15 protein-coding genes are annotated in these 15,810 nt (G+C 71.1%); 7 read left to right on the forward strand and 8 right to left on the reverse strand.

Annotated features, from left to right (window positions below; translation table 11 throughout):
• Positions 1–135 precede the first annotated feature (135 nt).
• From V1633_RS31940 to V1633_RS31970, 7 genes are all read left to right on the forward strand, one after another.
• Positions 136–840 carry a glycerophosphodiester phosphodiesterase gene (locus tag V1633_RS31940; RefSeq protein ID WP_331218040.1) on the forward strand — a complete coding sequence of 235 codons (705 nt, stop codon included), beginning with the start codon at positions 136–138 and terminating at the stop codon, positions 838–840.
• Positions 833–1,882, forward strand: a complete 1,050-nt coding sequence (locus V1633_RS31945; protein ID WP_331218041.1) for a carbohydrate ABC transporter permease — start codon at positions 833–835, stop codon at positions 1,880–1,882. Before V1633_RS31940 ends, V1633_RS31945 begins: the two co-directional genes overlap by 8 nt.
• Positions 1,879–2,703 (forward strand): carbohydrate ABC transporter permease, encoded by an 825-nt coding sequence (locus tag V1633_RS31950; RefSeq protein WP_331218042.1) that lies wholly within the window; start codon positions 1,879–1,881, stop codon positions 2,701–2,703. The genes V1633_RS31945 and V1633_RS31950 overlap by 4 nt, the downstream gene beginning before the upstream one ends.
• Positions 2,704–2,734: 31 nt before the next feature.
• Positions 2,735–4,072 carry an ABC transporter substrate-binding protein gene (locus V1633_RS31955; RefSeq protein ID WP_331218043.1) on the forward strand — a complete coding sequence of 446 codons (1,338 nt, stop codon included), beginning with the start codon at positions 2,735–2,737 and terminating at the stop codon, positions 4,070–4,072.
• Positions 4,073–4,131: 59 nt separating this feature from the next.
• Positions 4,132–4,368 (forward strand): hypothetical protein, encoded by a 237-nt coding sequence (locus V1633_RS31960; RefSeq protein ID WP_331218044.1) that lies wholly within the window; start codon positions 4,132–4,134, stop codon positions 4,366–4,368.
• The gene (locus V1633_RS31965) at positions 4,365–4,922 is read left to right on the forward strand and encodes a GNAT family N-acetyltransferase (RefSeq protein WP_331218045.1); all 558 of its coding nucleotides are present in this window, start codon (positions 4,365–4,367) and stop codon (positions 4,920–4,922) included. Before V1633_RS31960 ends, V1633_RS31965 begins: the two co-directional genes overlap by 4 nt.
• 125 nt (positions 4,923–5,047) lie before the next feature.
• Positions 5,048–6,082, forward strand: a complete 1,035-nt coding sequence (locus V1633_RS31970; protein WP_331218046.1) for a hypothetical protein — start codon at positions 5,048–5,050, stop codon at positions 6,080–6,082.
• 6 nt (positions 6,083–6,088) lie between these two features.
• On the opposite strand, the gene V1633_RS31975 is transcribed toward V1633_RS31970, so the two are convergent.
• The 8 genes from V1633_RS31975 to V1633_RS32010 all read right to left on the reverse strand — a co-directional run bounded on the left by V1633_RS31975 (position 6,089) and on the right by V1633_RS32010 (position 15,716).
• Entirely contained in the window at positions 6,089–6,760 is a 672-nt protein-coding gene (locus V1633_RS31975; RefSeq protein ID WP_331218087.1) for a M23 family metallopeptidase, read from the reverse strand.
• A 127-nt stretch (positions 6,761–6,887) separates the two neighbouring features.
• On the reverse strand, positions 6,888–7,349 hold the full coding sequence (locus V1633_RS31980; protein ID WP_331218047.1) for a hypothetical protein: 462 nt from the start codon (positions 7,347–7,349) through the stop codon (positions 6,888–6,890).
• 429 nt (positions 7,350–7,778) lie between these two features.
• A complete protein-coding gene (locus V1633_RS31985; RefSeq protein WP_331218048.1) occupies positions 7,779–9,113 on the reverse strand; it encodes an ABC transporter permease in 1,335 nt (444 codons plus the stop codon).
• Entirely contained in the window at positions 9,110–9,805 is a 696-nt protein-coding gene (locus V1633_RS31990; protein ID WP_331218049.1) for an ABC transporter ATP-binding protein, read from the reverse strand. The genes V1633_RS31985 and V1633_RS31990 overlap by 4 nt, the downstream gene beginning before the upstream one ends.
• On the reverse strand, positions 9,802–10,800 hold the full coding sequence (locus tag V1633_RS31995) for an efflux RND transporter periplasmic adaptor subunit (RefSeq protein ID WP_331218050.1): 999 nt from the start codon (positions 10,798–10,800) through the stop codon (positions 9,802–9,804). Before V1633_RS31995 ends, V1633_RS31990 begins: the two co-directional genes overlap by 4 nt.
• A gap of 260 nt (positions 10,801–11,060) precedes the next feature.
• Complete coding sequence (locus V1633_RS32000) at positions 11,061–11,546, reverse strand: hypothetical protein (RefSeq protein ID WP_331218051.1); 486 nt, start codon at positions 11,544–11,546, stop codon at positions 11,061–11,063.
• Between the two features lie 149 nt (positions 11,547–11,695).
• On the reverse strand, positions 11,696–13,258 hold the full coding sequence (locus tag V1633_RS32005; RefSeq protein ID WP_331218052.1) for a glycosyltransferase family 39 protein: 1,563 nt from the start codon (positions 13,256–13,258) through the stop codon (positions 11,696–11,698).
• 166 nt (positions 13,259–13,424) lie between these two features.
• The gene (locus V1633_RS32010) at positions 13,425–15,716 is read right to left on the reverse strand and encodes a DUF6351 family protein (protein ID WP_331218053.1); all 2,292 of its coding nucleotides are present in this window, start codon (positions 15,714–15,716) and stop codon (positions 13,425–13,427) included.
• Positions 15,717–15,810: the final 94 nt, after the last annotated feature.

Here is a 15,810-nt window from a genome sequence, read left to right on the forward strand (position 1 = left end):
GCGCCCGGCCGGAGCACTTGCCCCACCCGGATGGATCGTGTTAACTACCGGCTGTCTGTGTTAACTGTGCTCGTGATAGCAACGGTCCTGGGCGTTAAGAACGCGGGGCCGTCGCCGTTCGCACAAGGAGGCGGCATGTTCCTGACCATCGCGCACCGCGGCGATCCGCTCGCCCACCGCGAGAACACCATGCCGGCCTTCCGGTCGGCGGTGGACAAGGGAGCGAACACCCTCGAGTTCGACCTGCGGCTCACCCGGGACGGGCGGATCGCCCTGCTGCACGACGCCCGCCTCGACCGGCTCTGGGGCGTACCGGCGGCGATCGCCGACCTGACCCTCGACGAGGTCCGGGCGGCCGGCACCGACGACCAACGGGTGCCCACTCTGGACGAACTGCTCGTCGCCTTCCCGGAGACCACGTTGCTGGTCGACCTGAAGACCGACGACGTGGTCGAACCGGCGGTGCGGGAACTGCGCCGGCACGGCGACGCCTTCGACCGGGCCATCTTCGTCGCGGCCCGGCAGGGCGGCCGGGAGGCACTGGTCCGGCTGCGTACCGCCGAGCCCGGGGCGCGGATCGGGCTGGACTGGACCGAGCCGGTCCCGCCGCCGCAGGACCTGCTCGACGCCATGCGCCCGCAGTACTTCGGTCCCCGTTGGCGGGTCGCCGACGCGTGCGGGGTGCCGGCGATGCGGGAGCGCGGCTACCGGGTCTGGGTCGGTCCGCTCGCCGCCGAGGCGGACCTGGCCGCCGCGTACGCCTACGGCGTGGACGGCATCGTCAGCGACGACATCACCGCCCTGCTCCGGCTGGCCTCACCCGTCGCGGCCGGTGAGTGAGCCGACGGGCACCAGGGCGGTGACCGGGGTGCCAGCCAGGGGGACGGCGGTTACGGGCGGCGGGACCGCCTACGCGACCGTGGCGCCGGGCGCCGGCTCCGCCGGTCCGGACGTGGCCGGGACGACGCCGGTCACCACCGCCCGGACCGGACGCGGCAGCCGGCACCGTCGACGACTGCGGGAGTACGCCCTCTTTCTCGCCTTCGTGACGCCGAACTTCCTGCTGCTCGGTGTCTTCTCGTACTGGCCGGTGGTCTACAACGCCTACCTGAGCCTGACCGAGTGGGACATGATCGCGCCGGTGAAGCGGTTCGTCGGGTTGGACAACTACGTCAACCTGTTCACCGGCGGTGAGTTTCCCGCGGTGCTCCGCACCACGGCGTACTTCATGGTCGGGGTGGTCGGCGGCAGCCTGCTGCTCGGCCTGGCCGTGGCGGTCCTGCTCAACCAGCGGCTACGCGGCCGAGGGCTGGTCCGGACCATGGTCTTCGCCCCGCACGTGCTCTCCGGCGCGGCGGTCGGGTTGGCCTGGTTGTTCATCTTCGACCCCAACTACGGGCTGTCCCGGTTCCTGTTCGAGCTGGTCGGCGTGGACTCACCGGCCTGGCTCACCGACTCCGACCGCGCCCTGCCCGCCGTGATGGTCGTCTACCTGTGGAAGAACATCGGCTTCTGCGCGATCGTCTACCTCGCCGGCCTGCAGAACCTGCCGAAGTACCTGTACGAGTCGGCGGCGCTGGACGGCGCCGGCCCGTGGCGGGTGTTCCGCCGGATCACCCTGCCGCTGCTGTCACCGGTGACGTTCTTCCTGACGGTGACCACGATCATCTCGTCGTTCCAGGCGTTCGACGTGATCGCGGTGATGACCGACGGTGGCCCGGGCGGGGCGACCACGATCCTCTCCTGGTACGTCTACGACAAGGGGTTCAGCGACTTCCAGGCCGGTCCGGCCGCCTCCGGCGCGATGGTGATGTTCGCAATCCTGCTCGTGGTCACCCTGCTGCAGACCCGCTACGTCGAACGGAAGGTGCACTACCGGTGACCACTCGGCTGCGCCGGTTCGGCCTCCACCTCCTGCTCGCCCTGCTCGGGGTGATCATGGTAGGGCCGCTGTACTGGCTGTTCACCTCGTCGTTGAAGCAGTCCGCCGACATCTACACCTTCCCACCGGTCTGGTGGCCCGGCAGCCTGCAGTGGGGCAACTACCCCGAGGCGTGGCGGGCCGCGCCGTTCGCGGATTTTTTCGTCAACTCGGCGGTCACCACCGGGGCCGGCACCCTGCTGGAGGTGGCGAACGCGGTCCTCACCGCGTACGCCTTCGTGTACCTGCGTTTCCCCGGCAAGCGGGTGCTGTTCGCGGTGCTGCTCAGCGCGCTGATGGTGCCCGGGCACGTCACCCTGCTGGCCAACTACCTGACCGTGGCCGACCTCGGCTGGATCAACACCTACCAGGGCATCGTCATCCCCGGCGCGGCCAGCGCGTTCGGCGCGTTCCTGCTCCGCCAGCACATGCTGACCATCCCCACCGAGATCATCGAGGCGGCCCGTGCCGACGGTGCCGGCCACCTGCGGATCCTCTACCGGGTCGTCCTGCCGCTGTCCCGGCCGATGCTGATCACCGTGACCATCGTGTCGCTGGTCGGCAAGTGGAACGACTTCATCTGGCCGCTCATCGTCACCAACACCGAGACGATGCGGACCCTGCCGGTCGGGCTGCTGATGCTCAAACAGGCCGACGGCTACGTCAACTGGGGCGCGGTCATGGCCGCCACCGTCTTTGTCGTCCTGCCCGTACTCGCCGTCTTCTTCGTCGCCCAGCGACACATCGTCGCCGGCCTCACCCAGGGCGCCGTCAAGGGCTGACATCCCGATCATTTCGAGCCCGGAGGAAACCATGTCCCTTCCCCTGTCCCGCCGTCGGCTGCTCGGCCTGGCCGGTGGTGCCGCACTCGCGCTGACCCCGCTCGGCTGCGGCGGTGGCGGCGGCAGCGGTCAGTACAGCCAGCCGAAGGGCGACGTCCCGCAGCAGTACAGCAAGCGCCAGCGGGTGGTGATCTGGTACCCGTACACCGGGGTGACCGGTGAGGCGTTCACCCGGCTGGTCGGCAGGTTCAACGAGTCCCAGCAGGACATCTACCTGGAGGCGCAGTTCCAGGGCACGTACGACGAGGTGGCCCAGAAGCTCGCCGCCGGTCTGCAGGCCCGGCAGATCCCGGAACTGTGCGTCTTCTCCGAGGTGTCCTGGCACCGGTTCCACCTGAACCAGACCCTGGAACCGATGACCGGCTACTTCACCAACGGCTTCTCCCCCACCGAGTACGTCGACTCGCTGATCAGCGAGGGCACGGTCCGCAACGAGGTGTGGTGGGTGCCGTTCGGCCGCAGCACGCCGCTGTTCTACTACAACCGGGACATGTTCGCGAAGGCCGGGCTGCCGGACCGGGGGCCGAAGACCTGGGACGAGCTCCGCGAATGGGCGCCGGAGCTGCAGAAACTGACCGTCGGGGGCCGAGCGCCACGACTGCACGCGTACCCCCGGGTGGACGGCGACTGGATGTTCCAGGGCGCGGTGTGGCAGTGGGGCGGAAACTATTCCAGGGGGATGGAGGTCGCGATCGACACCGGCGGCGCGGTCGAGGCCGGCGAGTGGCAGCGGCGGCTGATCCACCAGGACAAGCTCGCCTACATGGCGGAGAGCCCACGGGTCGACTTCACCAACCAGCTGATCGCGACGCTGCAGGAGTCCACCGGGGTGATGACGACGCTGACCAAGGAGGCGAAGTTCTCCTTCGGCGCCGCGTTCCTGCCCGAGCAGAAGGCGTTCGGCTGCCCGACCGGCGGCGGCGGGCTGGCGATGCTGGCCGGCGCGCCGAAGGAACGCAAGGAGGCGGCGTTCGAGTTCGTCCGGTTCGCCGCCCGACCGGAGAACGTCGCGCAGTGGTCCATCGACACCGGATACCTGCCGTCCACCAAGGCGGCGCAGCAGACCCCGGAGATGCAGAAGCTCTTCGCCGAGCGGCCCGGCTACCGGGTCGCGGTCGAACAGTTGCCCAAGACCCAGGCACAGGACCAGGTACGACTGCTGGTGCCGAACGCCAACAAGGCGATCTACGGCGGGTTGCAGAAGATCTACGCCGACAACCAGCCGGCCCAGCAGGTCTTCACGGCGGTCGCCGAGGAACTGCGCAGGAACGCCGAGAGCGTCAAGGACGCCGTCGCCCGGTACAGCTGACGGGCGTACCGGTCGTTGCCCCGGAGCCGCCGGTGAGCGGGCCGGTAGGCTGCCCGCTCATGGACGCCTCGGACTGGGACCCGCGCCACGCCGACTCCGAACCGCTCCGCAGCGCGGAACCCGACCGGTGGGTCGCCGCCGGGTTGCCCGAGGCGGACGTCCACCAGGGACCCGGCCGGAGCGCTCCGCTGCGGGTCACCCGCGTCGCCCGCGTCGACCGGGTGCGCCGCACGGTCGCCCGGGCTGCCCGCGAGGCGGTCGACCCGCTGGTCCGGGCCCACCGGCCGGTTCGGTGACCCCGATCCGGAGGGTCGACGGCGTGGCGGCCTGGGCGGTACGCGACCAGCTGACCGAGACGTACGCGGCGGTGTTCTGCGCGCCGCCGTGGAACGAGTCGCCGGCCCGGGCCGCCCGGTTCGCCGAACTGCTGACGGGCTGGGTGGAGCAGCCCGGCTTCGCCGCCGTCCTGGCCGGCGGACCACCGGCCGGCGAGGCCGCACCGGACACCGGCGACCGGCTCGCCGGTTTCGCGCTCGGCCTGACCACCCCGGCCCCGTTTCCCGTCGATCGTGCCTACCGGCAGGTTCGCCGGCTCCTGGGCCCGGCCGCCGAGGCGCTCTCCGGTTGGCTTGAGGTCGCCGAGCTGGCCGTACGCCCGGAGGCACGGCGGTCCGGCCTCGGTCGCCGACTGCTCGGCGCGTTGGTGACGGACCGGCCGGCCTGGCTGCTCACCGTCCCCGACGTGCCCGGCACCACGGCGTTCTACGACGCCGCCGGTTGGCTACGGCACGCCACCGGCTACGGGATCACCGTCTACACCACCCACCCGCTGCCGGAGCGGCACGCCTGACCTGGCCGGGACCAGGGCCCTGTCCACGCTCTTCCCGCTCCGCGGTCCCGCGACGAGCCGCTTCCGACTCCCCCGGTGGGTGAATTGGGCTTGCCCCGGCGTGCCGACGGTACGAGTCTTGACCGGTGGACCTGGCCTGCGATGAGTCCGGCTCGGAGGGCGAACGGCTCGTCGGCGGCGTCACCGACGTGTTCGCGCACGCCAGCGTACGGCTGACGAGTGACGCCGCGACGGAATGCGTCCAGGAGCTGCGTCGGCGGATCCGCTCCCCGGCAACCGAGTACAAGGCCAACCACCTGCTCCGGGAGAAGAACCGCTCGACCCTCGTCTGGCTGCTCGGAGCGACGGGTCCGATCCTCGGGCGGGCCCGGGTGCACCTCACCGACAAGGAGTTCTTCGTCGTACGCAAGGTTGCCGACCTGCTGGTCGACGACGGCGGTTACGCCGCCAGTCTCGGCCTGTGCCAGGGAACGGAAGCGCGGGCGGTCGCGGAGACTCTCTACCGCGAGGGCCGGAGTGGCCTCCCACGGGCCCGGTGGCAGGGCTTCCTGACCGCCTTCAACTATCTGCTGCGGCCGAGGAACCGCCAGGGTGTGTGGCTGTCGGTCGACGACTTCCAGCGGGTGGTCGACGACCTCCACGGCGAGCCGACGGGACCGCTCGGTGCGGTCCTGGCCCGGCTGCGCCCGGCCCGACCCCGGATCGAGGCGCTGCTGACGACCCTGCTGGACAATCCGGAGGCGGTACCGGCGCTCAATCCGATCATCCCGGCCATCGTCTCGGCGGTGTCCCACTGGGGTGCCGACGGCCGGCCGGTCTCGATCGTCCACGACAGACAGAGCGCGCTCACCGGAGTGCACGTCCGGCAGCTCCAGGAGGTGCTCGGTGGGCCGGACCCGACGCTGGTCGGCCCGGTCCCCCGGGGTCGGCTGGCCGCGTTGACGTTTGTCGAGTCACACCTGGATCCCCGGGTCCAGGTCGCCGACTTCCTCGCCGGGACGGCGCGCAAAATCGCCGAGAACGCGCTGCACGGTCACGGTGATCCCGAACTCGTCACGCTGCTGCGGGCGTACGTCGACCCGTACTCGATCTGGGCGGACGAGCGGAGCTGGTCGGGGCTGGCACCGGCACCACGTACGGTGGACGGAGCGTACCGCTGACCGTGGTCACGTCCCCTCGGCGGCGCAGTTGTTGCTCTTGCGGGTGACCGTGTACTCCCGGTCGTCGAGGGTGATGCCGGACGGTTCCCCGTCGAAGTGGGCCTCCACCTTCTCCCAGCCCCGACGCTGCTCGTAGTGCAGGTGCGGCGCACCCGAGTTGCCGGTGCTGCCGACCTTTCCGATCTGCTCGCCCTGCTCGACCCGCTGGCCAACCCGGACCAGCGGCGGTTCGAGCAGGTGCAGGTACTGCGTCTCCCACCGGCCACCGTGGTCGATTTTCACCCAGTAGCCACCGCCCCGGCCGCGCGGACCGTCCGGGTTGTCAGGGGTACGGCCACCCAGCGAGCCGTTGATCCCGGCCACGGTGACCTCGCCGGCGTAGGACGCGAGCACAGGCCGGCCCCACGCCTCGCCCTTGGTCGGAAACAGGTCGACGTCGTAGTCGTCGTGACCCGGATAGGTGCCGAGCTGCCAGGTCTCGCCGCAGGCGACGGGCATCTGGAAGAGTGGGCGCGGTCCCGCCGGCCGGAGCAGTTGCACCAGCACCACGGTGACACCGAGGACCACGAGGACGACGACGGCCGCGATGAGCGCGAGTATCACCCGTGCCCCGCGACTACGCACACGGCGGCGGGTACGGATTCTGGTCGAGTGGCCGGTCGTCACCGTCCCGAGCATGGCAGACGCCGGCAACGCGTCGGCTCCCGGGCACCTGCCCCGTCGACTCCTCCCGCCTCGGTAGTGCTGACGGAGAACCGGCTACTCCCGTCGCGAACCGGCAGCCGGGTCGCTGGCAGGGTGCCGCCTACTCCCGTCGGGACACGCCTTCGGAACGCATCCCGGTCTGTTCCTCGAGTGGGCTGCCCCGCAGGTCGTCGAGCCCACTGTCGTCCGGGAACGGGTTGCGCCCCGGTGCCGGCTCGGAGGGGGCGCCACCGGGACCGGCCTCCGGAATCCTGCTCGGTTCGACCGATCCGAAGCCGTGCCGGCCGGCGGCCGGTGACCACGGCAGCGGAGCGTCCGGTGCCTCCTCGTCGACCTCCGGTGTACCGACCTGGTCCGGGCCGGCCCGCCGCTCGCCACGGCGGGCGGGCGGCAGTCCGGCCTGCTCGCTCCCCTCGTCCAGCGGGGAGTCCTCGCCAGCGCCCCAGGGCGCGTCCCGATCCTGCGTCCCGCCGGTGGTCCCCCACGGTTGGACCGACTGGGGACCACGCTCCTGACCGACTCCGGTCCCGTCGTCGTCCGTCGGACGTCCGCTCGCCCCCATCGCCCCACCTCCGTGCCGAGTCGTCCGCGCCGCGCCACCGGCGGCCCGGGTCATCGGACGTCCGTTCGTGATCCGTCCGGTCGGTATCCGTTTCCCCACCACTCGGCGGACATGCCGGCCACCGGCCGACGATCGGCCAAAGCTCGAGAAGGCGCCGATGGCAGGGACAGCACCGCCGCAGCGACCCACCGTGGCCAGGACAGCCAGGAACGCCACCGGCCACCGGCCACCGGCCGAAGCTCGAAAAGGCGCCGATGACAGGGACAGCACCGCCGCAGCGACCGACCGTGGCCAGGACATGACGGACGCCAGGCACGAACCGGTACTGGGGATCCGGAGGCACCCGGAGGGGACGAGAGCGGTCACCCGCCGGATCAGGGTGGTGACCGGCCAGCCCGCACCGATCCGGGACGGTCCGGCGACCCCGGCTCAGGCGCGCATCACGGCCGCGATGGGGATCCGGGCGGCCCGGATGGCCGGGATCAGTCCACCGAGCAGTCCGGCGACCAGACCCGCGATGACGCCGGCCACCCCGGCCTGCCACGGAAACACGACATCCTGCAACGCGCCCACCCGGTCGCCGAGCACCGCACCGGCCGTGCTCAGGGCGAGCGCCGACACCCCGATGGCCGCCGCCGCGGTCAGGAGACCGGTCAGCAGCGTCTCGGCGAGGACGATGCCGGCCAGCAGGAGCCGTGACGTGCCGACCGCGCGACGCAGTGCGAACTCCTCGACCCGTTCACCGACGGTGGCGAGCCCGACGTTGAGGATGCCGGCCACCCCGATCAGCAGGACCAGCGCCGCCATGCCGAGGAAGACCCAGCGGATCAGAGCCAGCTCGCCGGCGATGTCCTGGCGGGCCTGGATGGTGTGGAACTGGACCTGGTCAGCCGGCGTACCACGCGCCGCCAGCCGCAACTGCAGCAGCCGTTCCAGGTCACCCGCGCTCGGTGCCAGCAGCACCTGGAGCCCGGGCCCGTAGGCCGGGTCGCCCGCCGGGCTCGGCATCCAGTTCGCCACCTCGTCGGCCCTGGTGTACGCCACCGGCTGAGAGTTGCCGTCGTCAATCACCCCGACGACGCGTGGTGTCGGGTTGGTGGCCGCACCGGTGAGCCGGAGTTCGGCGGGTACCTCGTGTCGGGCGAACCCCTTGGCCGCCTCCCGGTTGAGCACCAGCCCGGGGGCGAGCGAGGGCACAGAGGAGAAGTCCAACCATTCCCCGGAGATCAACCGGAACGGTTTGAACTGACGGATGTCGCCGGTCAGCGTGTTCAGGGTCAACTCGATCGCCTGGCCGGGCACGGGTGCTTCGGGGGTGTCACCACCGGCAGACTCGGCCACCCGGCAGTTGCCGTACGGGTCGCAGTACACCGGTGCGCCCATCCCCGGGTACGAGCCGCCACCGGGCTGGTCGAAGGGTGACCCGCCGGGGTTGATCGGCATGACGCCCGGCTCGCCGACGATCGCCTGGTAGGTGGCGACAGCCACCGCGTCCGGTCGGCCGGTCAGCGTGTCGTGCACGATCGGCAGGGTGTCCCCGTTGCCCGGCAGGTACGCCTCCCTGGTCCCGTCCTTGCCGACCTGTAGTTCCAGGTTGGCCAGCCGGGCCCGTTCGAGGGTCTCGGCACCGGCCTGGACGACCACCACCGCCAGTACGCCCAGGAACAGGCTCACCATGGACAGGAAGGTGCGCATCTTGCGGGCCCGGATGCCCTGGATCCCGATGATCAGCGCCGACCGGAAGCGCCCGGAGAGTCGGATCACCCCGCCGCCTCGGTCGCCGGGGCGAGCACCCCGTCCTGCAGCCGCAACACCCGTTGCATCTTGTCCGCGTGGTCCTGGTCGTGGGTGACCAGGATGAGACCACAGCCCCGGTCGGTGGCCGCCCGCATCACCTCGATCACCAGGTTGCCGGTCTCGGTGTCCAGCGCGCCGGTCGGCTCATCGGCCAGCAGCAGCCGAGGTTCCCGTACCAGGGCGCGGGCGACCGCCACCCGCTGCTGCTCACCGCCGGAGAGTCGGGCCGGCCGGTGTCTGGCGAGGTGCGCGATGCCGACCTGGTCGAGGGCCGCCATCGTCCGGGCCCGCCGTTTGCGCCGGGGCAGCCAGCCCTGCCCGTTGACCAGTGCCATCGCGACGTTCTGCGCTGCGGTGAGGTGCTTGAGCAGGAAGAACCGTTGAAAGACGAAACCGAATTCGGCGCTGCGCAGGGCTGCCGCGCGGCGCTCGGGGATTCGGCTGATGTCCCGACCGCCCAACAGGTAGCGCCCACTGTCCGGCCGGTCGAAGAGACCGATCAGGCTCAGCAGGGTGCTCTTGCCCGAGCCGGAGCGGCCGAGGATGGCGAGGCTCTCGCCCGGGTCGACCGTCAGGTCCACACCGTCGAGGATGGTGCGGGGAGCCCGCTGGCCCCGGAGCGTCTTCGTGATGCCGGTGAGTTCCAGCAGCGCCGTCATTTCCCACCCTTCGGGTCGCCGGGGCCACCCGGCTCGCCGGGCGGCGCCGCCGGCAGGTCGGGGCCCGGCACCGCGACGTTCTCGTCGCCGGTGAGCCCCGACTTGATCTGCACGACCTTGCCGTCACTGAGTCCCAGCACGACGTCCCGGGTCTCCCGGGTGCCGTCCGGCCCGACCACGTCCACCTTCCCGCTGCCCTGCCCCCCGGCCACCGCCTCGACCGGAAGTACCAGCGCGTCGCTGGCCCGCGCGGTCACCACCTGGAGGGTGGCGCTGGCCCCGTTGATCAGCTTCACCTTGGCGGGGGCGGTGCAGACCAGGCGCATGCCGGTCGGCTCCGACGGCTCCACCCGCTCCCTCGGATCGAGCGGCGGCACGACCACCGGCGGCGCGGACGGGTCGGCCGCCGGGGGCTCGACAACCGGTGGTTCCGGGAGGGTGCCGGCGGGCAGCGCCGCGATGGTGCCGAGGACCTTGCAGGCGAACGGCCCCGGGCCGTTCGTGATCTGGGCCTGCACCGTCGCGACGGCATCCGAGATCTGGTACGCCTGTGCGCCGTCGATGTCGGCGACGAGCCCGTATCCGATCCGTTTCGCCGAGACCACCGGCATCCCGGCGGTCACCGTGGACCGGTCGTCCACCAGCCGGCCGGCGAAGACCGCGCCGGACGGCACGTCGACCCGGTGTGCCTGCCCCGACTTCCAGATGTTCGCCACCCTCGTCGGCCTGGTCGAGGTGCTCTGCGGCGGATCGACGTCGAAATACCGAATCTGACCGCTGACCGGAGCCGCCACGCCGAACACCGGGTTCATCGTCACGGTGCCGGCCAGGCTCAGCCGGTTGTCGAGATCCTGGCGGGTCGGTTTCACCGTGGTCATCGTCGTACCGCGGGCGGCGAGGCCCGGTGGTTCGGGTGTCGGCGCCGCTTCCTGGCAACCGGCCAGCGGCAGCAGCACCAGCAGCGCAGCCGTGCCCAGTAGTGATCGTCTTCCCACCGCTACTCCCCACCGTCGTCGCCCGGACGGACAACCGGCCGGACGGCGGACGCCGACACCCGGTTCTCCGTATCCCGCTGGTCCCGCTCCGACGAGGTCCGCACAGGTCCGCGTCAGCGTGTGATCGTCCGCACGGGTCACTGCGGTATCAAATCAGAGCGTCGGGCCGATCATGTGCCCCGTTCGGCAATCCGCGACCTGTCCGTCCCGCGCTCGTCGGCCCTCCTCGTCCTGAAATCGCGTGGGCCGACCGTTGGACCTCATGGTGGTAACGGCCGGAATCCGGCGGCCAAGGCGGAACATGCGTCGCCACCATATGGATTGCTCGTGGTGAGGAATCGTCGGCGCTGGACCAGCATGAGGCCGTCGCCGGTCGGTACCACCATCGATGCTCGCGGTGGACCGGTGTCGACCAACACCTTGCCCTGAATCAACGCCTCCACGAGGGCAACGATGTCTGTCTCGACCTCGGTCGCAAACCACCGGTGCCGCGGCAACGAAATCCTGTAGAGGTCGGTGTCCACCTCATAACCAACGATGACGGAGCCGTCGCACCCCAGAAGGTCGAAGGACAGTCCAAGGAACCTCACCGAATCGACAACGATCTCCAAGTGGTACGCCGGGCGCTTCACGGTGTAGATCGTCGCGGCGGCCTGGGCGGACGTTTCGACAGTGACTCCGCTACCACGAAGCAGGTCGACCGCATCGGCGATGCGAGCGCCGACCGGCCGGCTCTCCTCGGTCACGACCTTATGCTTGCACGCCCGCCTCATCGCCGCCGGCACGCTGCGGGCGTCGGGCATCGGCCATCCGTGCGGACGGACCTCACTCCGCCGACCGCCGCGGTGGACCGGTCGGTGGGCCCTCCACACCGGGCCGAGCTGACGGCACCCGCTCAGTCGAAGTGCCGGATCCGGGGCCAGAGTTCGGCCCACGGTCGGCTCCGCTCCCGACAGACCACGATCGGCGTCTCCTGCTCCTCGTTGTCGACGTCGACTTCGTTGTCGAGCCGGCCGACCAGGGTGCAGCCGCCGAAGAAGCGGTCGAGTTCGGCTGCCTCGCCCACCCCCACGCCGAGCAGCACCGTCGCCGACTCCGGCGGCGGCCCGTAGAAGCCGAGCTCGTTGTGGCCGCTGTAGATCGGCGGCAGCCGGTCGGCACCGAACCGGGTGAGTGCGCCCGCCTCGCCGTAGTTGGCGGTCAGCACCACCGTCCGGGTCCGCTCGGCGGCGGTGAGTCCGTCGTACGCCTGGACCACCTGGTCGACGTAGCGGGGCCAGCCGACGGAGTCCGCGGCGGTGACGTTGATTCCCGGGATCGGGGTGCCGCCCAGCGTGCCGACCGGCAGCAGCGGCAGTGCGATCAACGCGCTCACCGCCGCGTTGAGTACGGCCGCCGTGGCGACCAGCCCGGTCCGCGTCCGGCCCCGGCCCCGTCCGCACCACTCGACGGTGACCACACATCCGGCCGCGAAGAGCACCACCAGCAGCCCGTAGCTGTAGTACGGCTGACCGCCGGTGACCAGGACGATCCCGCAGAGCGCCAGGTAGGCGACCGCGAGCGCCCGTACCGGACGCCACCGGGGACGGCGCAGCAGCCCGATCAGACCGGCGATCCAGACGGCGGCCAGCGGTGGACCGATGAGGATGATCTGGAACGGCACGAAAGTGGTCCGCGACTCGGCGCCCCGGTCGTCGGCGATCGCGCCGGCCATCTCGGCCTGGGGCATTTCGTGCCCAAGCTGGTAGACCAGGTTGGGCACGCCGATGAGCAGGGCGATGCCCACCCCGGCCCAGAGGTGGCGGTCACGCAGCACCCGACGCGGCCCGACCGTGAGCAGCCCGATCCCGAGGCCGGCGAGGAGGAGTACCACGAGCAGTTTGTTGTAGAGGCCGACGCCGAGCACCGCCCCGGCGAGCAGCCACCAACGTGGCTGGTCGCGCAGCAGTGCCCGGGTGACGCAGAGCAGCAGCGCGAGCCACACCACCAGGTCGACCGTGGCGGTGAGCAGGACGTGACCGAAGATCAGCGTGGCCGCGCCGGTGCCGACGCCGAACGCGGCCAGGGTCTGCGCCGTTGCCCGGCCACCCAGTTCGCGGGTGAGCAACGCGACGAGCAGCACCACACCCACCACGCAGAGCGTCGCCGGCACCCGCAGCCCCCAGAGCGAGCCGCCGGAGACCGCGTCGGCGAGCCGGGCGAGCGCCGGGGTCAGCGGCGGTTGGTCCCGGTAGCCCCAGGCCGGCCGGAGCATCAGGAAGTAGAGCTCGTCCCGGTGGTAGCCGTAGCCGCCGTTGGTCACCAGCAGCAGCGTGGCGACCACGGCGGCCACCGCACCCACCGGTCGCCAGGCGACCGGTGGCAGCGACGGCGGAGCGTCATTGTCGGCCGGTGAGGCGTCGCGAGTGGCCTCCGGTCGGGAGGGCTGGTCGTCCCGGATGGTCCGTCGGCTCAGCATCACGAAGCTCCCTTTCCGGAGCGTCGGCCGCCCCCGGTGATCGGGTCGGCGGTTCGGTCGGGCGGTCGTCGGGTCCGTCGGTGCGTCAGCGGGCCCGGTCGGGCCGCGGGTGCGTTCTCGGAGCGGCGGGCCGGTCGGACCGTCACCCGTTCAGCGGTCTGGTCGGTCAGCGGTAGTCGCAGACTCCGGTCGGGAAGATCTGCTCCAGACGGCGCCGTTCCGTCTCGGAGGGCCGCCACGAGCCGTAGACACCACGGGCGATCGCCGTCCGCACCGGCTGCCGGTCGCAGGCGTAGACACCACCGGCGAGCGGTCCCCCGGCGACCGTCCGGGACGTGCCGTAGAGGGGGAAGTACCGGGTACAGGGACCGGCGGGACGGTTGTCGAGGACGCCGTCCCAGACGTGGTCGCCACGCGCGATCTCCACCCCGTCGGTACGGAAGCAGCGGTCCACGGCGAGCGCCGGCCGGTTGCCGACCACTCCCCGCCACGGCTGGCTACGCAGGTTCGACATCCACTCGTCGATCACCGCCAACGCCTCCGGCGTCTGGTCGGACGCCTCCGCCGGACGCGCGTCGGTGAACCAGATGACCTGGTTGCCGGCCCGGCCGTCATGGTCACGCATCCGTTGCCGGGACGCGAACGACTGGTGTGCGTTGTGCATGTCGAGTTGTTCCTCGAGATAGTGCCGCCAGTCGATGATCGGAAGGTCGATGTCGCCGGTGAAGACGATCCCCGAGTCGTACGCGGCCCGCATCGCCCGCCGGTCCCCGGTCGTACGCGGAGCCGGGGTCGACCCGCCGTCGGAGGAGAGCCGCATGTTCCGGGACGACCACGGGTCGAACTGGGCCGGGTCGGCACACGCCGTCGACACGAACGGACAGCCCTCCGGCACCATCTCCGACTGGGGTCGCCACGAACCGACCCGGGCGTTCAGGTCGAGGAACTCGGCCGGGGTGATCTTCCCGGAGGTCAGCGCCGACAGGCCGTACTGGACACCGACGTTGTCCCAGGTCGAGCGGGCGTAACCGGAGGCGTCCGTGCCGTAGATGTTCACCAGGTCGGCCCAGTGGGTCCACTGCACCGTCTCCGTGACGCCGGGCGGATCCATCTGTTCCCAGAGCGGGTCCCCGGGGAACCATCGCGGATTGAGCGCCAGCGGGGTGAGACCACGCCAGCCCTCGACACACTCGGTGGAACCCGGCGCCCCACCCCGGTACGGGTTCGGCACCGTCGCGCTGGCGTTCATACCGATCAGCCAGGTCCGGTTCTCCCAGTCCCGCCACTTGGGGTTGGCCGCGTCGGTGACATCCATGTAGTACTCGAGCAGCTCACAGTCGCCGACATGGGTGGTCTGGGTCGCCATGTCCGGGTACGAGTACTGCGGGATCGCCGCGTCGATGACCCGGGTGCCGTGGTTCTGCCCGTAGATGTACTGCTGGATGCCGCCGCCGGAGCCACCCACCCCGACGGTGTAGAGCGGGACACCGTACTCCTCGACGAAGTGCTCCTTGAGCATCAGCGCGGTTTCGCCGCCGAGCACGAGGTTGTAGTGCGTCGCGGTGCGGGTGCCGGTGGAGTAGAGGACGGCGTAGCCCCGGGCGAGACCGTCGTGGTAGAGGTGACCGCCGGGCAGCCGGCCCTGGTCGTGACCGATCGCCACCCCACCGTCGAAGCGGTAGATCACCCGACGGTTCCAGCCCTCCTCGAGGAGGGTGATCGCATAGACGAACCGGTTGATGGTGCCCCGCTCCCGGCGTACCACGTAGTCGACGGTCCGGCCGTCCAGGGTCGTGGTGGTGGTGAGGTCGACGGGTCGGGAGCCGTCGGAGGGCATCGGCTTGAAGCTGCCGTCCGTGGCCCGGTAGAGCCGGTCGACGACGGTACGCCCGGCGCAGTCGCGGCTCCAGCCGACCACGCCGCCGTCCGGGCCGCGCACCCGCATGCCCTGGCCGTCCTGGTTGTCCACGACGGGCTGGCCGAGGCCGTTCTGCTCGGTCCGGCACAGGAACGGGTACTGCCGCGGGCCGGAGAAGATCGGGCCGGAGTCGGGATGGTTGCGGATGACAAGCGTGCCGGCACCGGTACCCCGCGCGGTCGCCCGCAGTACGTTCGAGCCGTCCCGCAGCCCGTCGACCACACCCCGCAGCTCGCGCCCGTCGGCCCGGAGTGATCCGGTGACGTCGGCACCGTTGCGGGTGACCCGGACCGAGCCCGGGTCGATCCGGCCGCCGACCGAGACCCGGATCAACGCGTCACCACCACTGACCTGGTCCGCCCGGCTGGACAGCACCTCGATCCCGAGTCGCTGGCCGGATCCGCCACCGGCGCCGGCCGCAGCCGGTACGGCGACACCGAAGCTGAGCAACGTGGTCAGCGCGAGAACAGCCGAGGCGGCGACGGTACGGGGGCCCCGGCCACGACGGACCACATTGGGCCGCGACTCCGATGTGGACACTCGCACCAACGCGCTGAGGCCGGGTCGGCGGACCCTCCCCGGACAGCGTCGAGTGAGGGAGCTGAGCGGAGCCATCCTTCTCCTCCCCGGATGG

Source organism: Plantactinospora sonchi (genome assembly GCF_036422035.1).
Classification (GTDB): Bacteria; Actinomycetota; Actinomycetes; order Mycobacteriales; family Micromonosporaceae; genus Plantactinospora; species Plantactinospora sonchi.